The organism is Anaerostipes hominis (ex Lee et al. 2021) (genome assembly GCF_002270485.1).
Taxonomy (GTDB): Bacteria; Bacillota; Clostridia; order Lachnospirales; family Lachnospiraceae; genus Anaerostipes; species Anaerostipes hominis.
Genome location: NZ_NQOG01000003.1, coordinates 221,035 through 228,729, shown reverse-complemented (window position 1 = coordinate 228,729; position 7,695 = coordinate 221,035). Strand labels below are relative to the sequence as shown.

At 45.4% G+C, this 7,695-nt stretch carries 8 protein-coding genes and 1 pseudogene; 5 read left to right on the top strand and 4 right to left on the bottom strand.

All coding sequences use genetic code 11. The annotated features are described in order from the left end of the window. Positions 1 to 144 precede the first annotated feature (144 nt). A complete protein-coding gene (locus CI597_RS05415) occupies positions 145 to 990 on the bottom strand; it encodes an MATE family efflux transporter (RefSeq protein ID WP_235824555.1) in 846 nt (281 codons plus the stop codon). Between the two features lie 240 nt (positions 991 to 1,230). On the opposite strand from CI597_RS05415, the gene cysK reads away from it, so the two are divergent. The 3 genes from cysK (at position 1,231) to coaE (ending at position 5,575) form a co-directional block, all read left to right on the top strand. Continuing rightward, positions 1,231 to 2,160, top strand: a complete 930-nt coding sequence (gene cysK, locus CI597_RS05410; RefSeq protein ID WP_024727865.1) for a cysteine synthase A — start codon at positions 1,231 to 1,233, stop codon at positions 2,158 to 2,160. A 181-nt stretch (positions 2,161 to 2,341) separates the two neighbouring features. Next, positions 2,342 to 4,975: a DNA polymerase I gene (gene polA / locus CI597_RS05405; protein ID WP_034549479.1), complete on the top strand. Its 2,634-nt coding sequence runs from the start codon at positions 2,342 to 2,344 to the stop codon at positions 4,973 to 4,975. Next, entirely contained in the window at positions 4,976 to 5,575 is a 600-nt protein-coding gene (gene coaE / locus CI597_RS05400) for a dephospho-CoA kinase (protein WP_024727864.1), read from the top strand. It abuts the gene before it with no gap. A 29-nt stretch (positions 5,576 to 5,604) separates the two neighbouring features. Here the strand turns inward: coaE and CI597_RS05395 are convergent. The 3 genes and pseudogenes from CI597_RS05395 to CI597_RS05385 form a co-directional block, all read right to left on the bottom strand. Beyond that, positions 5,605 to 5,808 (bottom strand): annotated as a pseudogene (locus CI597_RS05395) (GNAT family N-acetyltransferase); the annotation flags it as partial. Positions 5,809 to 5,881: 73 nt separating this feature from the next. Continuing rightward, a complete protein-coding gene (locus tag CI597_RS18395; protein WP_235824554.1) occupies positions 5,882 to 6,040 on the bottom strand; it encodes an RsiV family protein in 159 nt (52 codons plus the stop codon). A gap of 156 nt (positions 6,041 to 6,196) precedes the next feature. Then, the gene (locus CI597_RS05385; RefSeq protein ID WP_024727862.1) at positions 6,197 to 6,403 is read right to left on the bottom strand and encodes a sigma factor; all 207 of its coding nucleotides are present in this window, start codon (positions 6,401 to 6,403) and stop codon (positions 6,197 to 6,199) included. A 208-nt stretch (positions 6,404 to 6,611) separates the two neighbouring features. Between CI597_RS05385 and CI597_RS05380 the strand changes: the two genes are divergently transcribed. Both CI597_RS05380 and CI597_RS05375 read left to right on the top strand, forming a co-directional pair. Beyond that, positions 6,612 to 7,391 (top strand): MBL fold metallo-hydrolase, encoded by a 780-nt coding sequence (locus CI597_RS05380; RefSeq protein WP_024727861.1) that lies wholly within the window; start codon positions 6,612 to 6,614, stop codon positions 7,389 to 7,391. Positions 7,392 to 7,417: 26 nt separating this feature from the next. Continuing rightward, positions 7,418 to 7,690: an ACT domain-containing protein gene (locus tag CI597_RS05375; protein WP_006567296.1), complete on the top strand. Its 273-nt coding sequence runs from the start codon at positions 7,418 to 7,420 to the stop codon at positions 7,688 to 7,690. The last annotated feature ends 5 nt before the right edge of the window (positions 7,691 to 7,695 follow it).

Genomic DNA, 7,695 nt, shown 5'->3' with positions numbered 1-7,695 from the left:
CAAGGGCAGCGACGAGTCAAGGGCGTTAAGGCTTGAACAAAGTGAAAGCCAGCGTCTTTAGGCGCTGGCCGGTAACAGAGGCTTATAGCCTCAGAACAAGCCGCCCGTTTTACGGGCGGTCATGACTTGACGTTATTGCAGAATTTAACTTTTTGAAAAAGCCTTTTGAGGCGGAATGCCCGTTTTCTGTCTCCAGAGGATGCGTATAAGGTACAGGAAAAATAAGACTCCCCATGAGCCTGCTTCCGCATAGGCGATGATCATGTTTCCACAAAGTCCCGCAAAAGCATATGAAAATATAATACGGGAGACCAGTGCGGCAATCCCCGATATACTGGAGAAGAGAACGTCTCCGATTCCTTCTGTATAACCCCGGATGGACATGGCGATGCCGTAAACCACATAAAACGCCGCAATTCTTTGGAAGAAATTTTTTCCGATCTCCGCCGATTCCGGACTTATTCCAAACATGGAAATTAAATATCCCCCGGTTCCCAGTACAACATTCACGACAGACGAACAGAGGACAGAACCAAAAGAAGCGCGGCTGTTTCCAATGCCGCGGAGTGCTGAAGTGTAGACGTTATATACGGCAAGAAACGGTATGCCGATCAATATAATCTGAAGATAATTTTTTGCCATATGAATGGTTTCCGGTGTCGTATTCATCGTGCGAAGCAATGGATAGGCGCCCGGAATGCCCGCTGCCGGGACAAGCAAAAAAGCACAGCCCAGAACAACAGTGAATACGGATAGAGTTTTTGAGATTTGATCCTTTTTTCCGGCGCCGAATTTCTGGGCAAATAAAATGGAAAGGCCGAGAGTAAACCCTGTTATGGCAGTGAGGAACAGGTTAATGATTGTAGTTGTAGAGCCGATGGCGGCCAGAGCATTTTCTCCGGCCACATTTCCGACAATAAATGCATCCGCCCAGTTGTAGAGCTGCTGAAGGATACTGCTTAAAATAAGTGGTATACAGAATTTGATCAATCTAATTGCAGTTTTTTCTGTTCATTTCTCCATAAAATAAAAAACGTATGCAAGAATCAGCCTTGCATACGGTAGGTGCTCACCCGGTAACAATATATAATATACTAAATAAATGAATCTTTTTCAAGACAGGTGAAATCTTATTTTGTTGAAAAAAGTATTGACATAAAAAAGGTATTGCATATAATTAAAACATACTAAACGCGTAGGAAATATAGGAATATAAAAAGGAGAAAAAGTATGGCAGGAATCTATCAAAATGTGACAGAGTTAATTGGAAATACCCCGTTGGTCCGTTTGAACCGTCTGGAAAAGGAATATGGAGCAGATGCAGAGATCATTGCGAAACTGGAATATTTTAATCCGGCAGGAAGCGTCAAAGACCGTGTGGCGGCACAGATGATCGAAGACGCGGAGGCAGCAGGGAAGCTGAAAGAAGGGTCCGTCATCATTGAGCCTACATCCGGGAATACAGGAATCGGACTGGCGGCGATCGCGGCATCCAGAGGGTACCGCATCATTCTTACGATGCCGGAGACTATGAGCGTAGAACGCCGGAATCTGCTGAAGGCGTACGGAGCGGAAGTCGTACTGACAGACGGTACGAAAGGAATGAACGGCGCCATTGCCAAGGCCGAAGAGCTGGCAAAAGAATTAAAAGACAGCTTTATTCCCGGACAGTTTGTCAATACATCCAATCCAAAGCGCCATAAGAAGACCACCGGACCTGAGATCTGGAATGATACGGAAGGAAAAGTCGATATTTTTGTATCAGGGATTGGAACCGGAGGTACGATAACCGGAACCGGAGAATATCTGAAAGAAAAAAATCCGGATATTAAGATCGTGGCAGTGGAGCCGAGCAGTTCTCCTGTACTTTCAAAAGGGCAGAGCGGTCCTCATAAGATTCAGGGAATCGGGGCAGGCTTTGTTCCGGATGTACTGAACACAAAGATCTATGACGAGATCATTGCTGTTGATGATGCGGATGCCTTCGAGCTTGGAAGAGCCATCGCCAGAAAAGAAGGGATTTTAGTGGGGATTTCTTCAGGGGCCGCCCTCTGGGCTGCCATTCAGCTTGCAAAACGTCCGGGGAATAAGGGTAAGAAGATTGTTGCCCTGCTTCCGGACACAGGAGACAGATACCTTTCAACACCGATGTTTTCATAATAAACTTACGGATGGGCCTGATATGTGCTTTTATAAGTACATATCAGGTTTTTTCTATGAGTATGCGCGGCGGAAGCGGGGAAATAATATAGAAGGAGAAAAGAAGCTAACATGAAGTGGACTAGACTATTTTCTTTGTGTTACAATGATGATAATTGTTTAAAAAAGGAGAATGTCCATTATGGAAAAAAAATTAATGCTGATCGACGGCCACAGCATCTTAAACCGGGCTTTTTATGCGCTTCCGGATATGACCAACAGTAAGGGTCTGCATACCAATGCGATCCTTGGATTTTTAAATATCATGTTTAAATTTTTGGATGAGGAGAAGCCGACCCATTTTGCGGTGGCTTTCGACCTGAGTGCGCCTACCTTCCGCCATGAAATGTTCAAGGAGTATAAAGGCACCAGAAAACCTATGCCCGAAGAATTAAGAGAACAGGTACCCGTGATTAAAGAAGTTTTAAAAGCCATGGATATACCGCTGATGATGGAAGAAGGCTATGAGGCGGATGACCTTCTCGGGACGATGTCTGTGATCGGGGAACAAGAGGGCTATCAGGTGCGGATCATTTCCGGAGACAGGGATCTTCTGCAGCTGGCCACAGAAAATGTGCAGATCCGCATTCCAAAGACTAAGGGCGGGGGAAATGTAGTAGAAGACTACTTTGCCGAGGACGTCATGGAAACTTACGGAGTGACGCCGAAAGAATTCATCGACATGAAGGCCCTGATGGGAGATGCATCCGACAATATTCCCGGAATTCCCGGAATCGGAGAAAAGACTGCGGCTAAGATCATCAAGGAGTTTAAGAGTATAGAAAATGCCTATGAGCACATTGAGGAAGTGATGCCGAAGCGGGCTAAAAATAAGCTGGAGGAATTTTATGACCAGGGAGTGCTCAGCAAAGAACTGGCTGCCATTAAGCTGGACTGCCCGATCGAACTTTCTTTTGACGATGCCAAGTTAAATGATATTTTTACAGGAGAGGCTTATCAGCTTTTAAAACAGCTGGAATTTAAGTCAGTCTTAAAGCGGTTTGACGGAGAACACGGGGAAGAATTTTCCGTGAACCTCAAAAAGGTTTCTGAGTTGGATGAGGCCGATCGGATTTTTTCTAAAGCGAAAAAATGTAAGGCGGCAGGGCTGGCAGTCTATCATGAACAGGAATATACTTCCCTTGGGCTGTGTATAGAAGGGACGGATACATTCCTGTTTCAGACAGAGGGCTTTCTGACCAGAGATTATCTGATAGGACAGGCCGGAGAGCTTTACCGCACTGTTCCAAGAGTCAGCATGATGAATGTAAAGGAATTCCTGGATGAATTGTCTTTGAGCGAAGATGACAAGAGCATCTTTGACGCGGCTCTGGCGGCTTATCTCTTAAATCCGTTAAAGAGCACCTATGAATACGATGATATTTCCAGAGACTATCTGGGTATTATGCTGCCTTCCAAAAAAGAACTGCTGGACAAGAAGAAAAGTATTTTTGAAGAGGGAAAACTGCTGCCGGAAGGAGAGCAGATCATCGGCTATGAGGCCTATGTGGCATGCGCGTGCATCGGGCCTTTAAGAAAAAAACTTATGGAAACCGGGATGCTTTCTCTGTATGAGGAGATAGAGATCCCGACTATGGTGGCCCTCCACGATATGGAAGTCAGGGGCATCCATGTGGACCGGAAAGCATTAAAGGAATATGGGGATCAGCTGATCGGGCGCATTGAGGAGCTTAGGGAACTGATCTATAAAGAGGCCGGGGAGGAATTCAATATCAATTCTCCGAAACAGCTGGGTGTCGTCCTGTTTGAGCATATGAAGCTGGAGGGCGGAAAGAAGACAAAGACAGGCTATTCCACCAGTGTGGATGTGCTGGAAAAGATCGAGCACTTATATCCGATTATTTCCTACATTCTTGAGTACAGACAGCTCACCAAGCTGAAATCTACGTATGCGGACGGGCTGGCCAACTATATCAGCGATGACGAAAGAATCCACGGAAAATTCAACCAGACGATCACAGCCACCGGAAGGATCAGCAGCACGGAGCCCAACCTGCAGAATATTCCTGCCAGAGTAGAACTTGGACGGGCCATCCGGAAGGTGTTTCTGCCGGAGGAAGGATATACGTTCGTGGACGCAGATTATTCCCAGATCGAATTGAGGGTGCTGGCCCATCTTTCCGGAGATAAAAATCTGATCCACGCCTATGAGCTGGAACAGGATATCCATGCCAGGACTGCTTCCGAAGTGTTCGGCGTGCCGATCGGCCAGGTGAGCAGCATTCAGAGGCGGGATGCCAAGGCGGTAAACTTCGGGATTGTCTATGGACTCAGCGCTTTTGGCCTGAGTCAGGATTTAAAGATCACGAGGAAGCAGGCGCAGGAATATATCGACAAATATTTTGAGACTTACCCAAAGGTTAAAGAATACCTGAACAGGGAAGTGGAAAAAGGAAAAAAAGAAGGTTTTGTGACCACAATGTTTCAGAGAATCCGGCCTATACCGGAGTTAAAGTCCAGCAACTTTATGCAGAGAAACTTCGGAGAAAGGGTTGCCATGAACTCGCCGATCCAGGGATCTGCGGCTGATATTATAAAGATCGCAATGATCCGGGTCAATATGGAACTGAAGAAAAGAAAATTAAAATCCAGGCTGATCCTGCAGATCCACGATGAACTGCTCATCGAAGCCCATGACAGCGAAGTGGAAGAAGTTAAAGAAATACTCACCAGAGAAATGATGAGCGCTGCAAAGCTTTCTGTGCCGCTGAGCATTGACATTCACACTGGAAACAGCTGGTATGAGGCAAAATAAATGAAGAAAGTCATTGGAATCACCGGAGGTGTAGGGTCCGGAAAGAGTGAGGTATTGAATATTTTAAGGAAAGAATACGGGGCCGGTCTCATCGAGGCGGACCGGGTGGCACATGAACTCATGGAGCCGGGGGCGGAAAGTTATGAGGCTGTTGTGAAGGAATTCGGAAATAGTATTTTAACTGACGAGGGAACGATCGACCGTGCCGCTTTGGGTGCCATCGTGTTCAAGGACAAAGAAAAACTCGGAGTTCTGAACAGCCTTACCCATCCAAATGTGGAGAGAGAGATCCTGCACCGGATGGACAGCATGGAGAGTGATCCGGATATCCGGCTGATCGTCTACGAGGCAGCCCTGCTCACAGGGGCAGAATTTGAACAGAGATTTGATCAGCTCTGGTATGTGTTTGCCAGAGAAGATCTGAGGTTTCAGAGACTGAAAAAGGGAAGGGGCTACTCAGATGAGAAAACGGCCTCCATGATAAAGAGCCAGCCGGGAGAGGAGAGCTTCCGCAAGGCAGCGACGCATATCATTGACAATTCCGGAAGCCTTAATGAGACAAAACGGCAGATCGCAGAGATATTGGGAGCAGAAATTTAAAAGTTCTGCTGTATGAATTTTTCAAATCATGCGTTCTCGGCAGGGATATATTCGATAAATACTTTTCCGCACACATTAAGCTTTCTGAACACCAGCCCGTCCGGAAAACGTTCCTGCATCCAGGCCTTTTTGGAAGATACACAGGTTTCACCTTTCTTGTCAGTGATAGCACAGCAGATATGTTCCTGGCCGATATTGTTTTCGTCTACAGCGATTATTTTTAATTCATCCATAATAAAACTTCTTTCCGGATATTTCTATTATAATAGAAAAAACCTGACAGCACTGTGTCAGGTTTTTTGTTATTTATCGTAAGATGGAAGAAAGCAGCTTCTTTGAAATTGTAAATTCAGGGGCACCCATATATCCCGGAGCAACCTCATATTTGTCAAATACGATCACCAGATCTCCGGATGACGTCAGGTAAAAATTCTGTGAGGCAGAAATTTTTTTGAATTCGTCCACCGGGACATCAGTTTTTTTCGAAACAGGCTGCCAAGTTTCATGATCTTACCTGCCTTTTTATTGATGTTATAAATGCGGCTGTAGGAATGAGAGCTTGCTTCTGAAGTCTCGGTTCGGATCCGGATGGAAAGGAAGGAATCATTGTTCAGAAGAACTTCATAATCTGTTGTGATAAATCCAGGTTTTCAGATACCGGGGCTTTACCGTCTGACATTTGGTGATAGCTTTATATGCGCTTTCCTGAACGATATCCATGGCATCACTTTCATTATGGACATAAGTATAAGCCATACGGTACAGGCTTTCATATTCATCGAGAATGATACCGGCTGTCAGATCTTCCATCTCCTGCATCTTTGTCATGAATGAAACATCCTTGTTTTGTAGCTACAAAAGTTAGACGCGGCAGGGAGAAAAATAGTTTCAAATCCATTATAACGCAAAGAGTGATAAAAAATTTTTGCAGGATGTTGACTTGAAAATGCTATACATTTTTTATTACCTTATGATATAATGGCAGATAGATTCGCCGCACGTGTTTATGCGGACGAAGATGAATTGAGGTAGAAGAATGGAATTAACAAGTATTGCAAGCAGCAGTGAAGGCAACTCTATATTCGTAGGTTCAAAGGAAACCAAGCTTCTGGTAGACTGCGGCATCAGTGCCAAGAGGATTGAAAAGTCTCTGGACGAACTGGATACCAAGGCGTCTGAGCTTTCCGGGATACTGATCACCCACGAGCACTCCGACCACATCAAAGGGCTGGGAGTGATGCTGAGAAGATATGGACTTCCGGTCTTCGCCACGGCAAAGACCATTGATGCGGTTTTGGACAGCAGGTACATCGGAAAGGTAGACAAGGACTTGTTTCATCCGATCGAGGCGGATCACCCGTTTCAGCTTGACGATATAACAGTGGAGGCATCACATGTCTGGCACGATGCGGCAGACCCGGTATGCTATTCCTTCTATTCAGAAGGGTTCAAGGCAAGCATTGCCACGGACCTTGGAGACTACGATGAATATCTGGTGGAAAAGATCAGAGATTCCCATATCCTGTTTGTAGAGGCAAACCACGATGTGAATATGCTCCAGGTGGGAAGTTATCCGTATTATCTGAAAAGGCGTATACTGGGGGATCACGGACATCTGTCCAATGAGCGGTGTGCCCAGCTTATAGAAGATACTGTGACGGAGAAGACAAAGAAGGTTTATCTGGGACATTTAAGCAAGGAGAACAACTTTGCAGAGCTGGCCTATGAGACCGTAAAGGTGGCGCTTACAAAGCCGGATTTCCTGATGGAGGTGGCAAAGAGAGACAGCATTTCATCCATCACAAAAGTCAGTTAAGATACATATTTTTAGGAGGATTTAAAATGGATAAGACAGTAATTACAGTGGTAGGGAAAGACAATGTTGGAATTATCGCAAAGGTCTGCACCTATCTGGCCAACAATCATGTGAATATTCTGGATATCTCCCAGACCATCACAGGGGGATTTTTCAACATGATGATGGTTGTGGATTCTTCCGAGGCGACAAAAGATATCACAATATTCTCAGAAGAACTCAAACAGATCGGAGAAGAGTTAGGCGTTGTCATTCAGGCACAGAACGAAAAGATTTTTAATGTAATGCACAGGATTTAACGGGG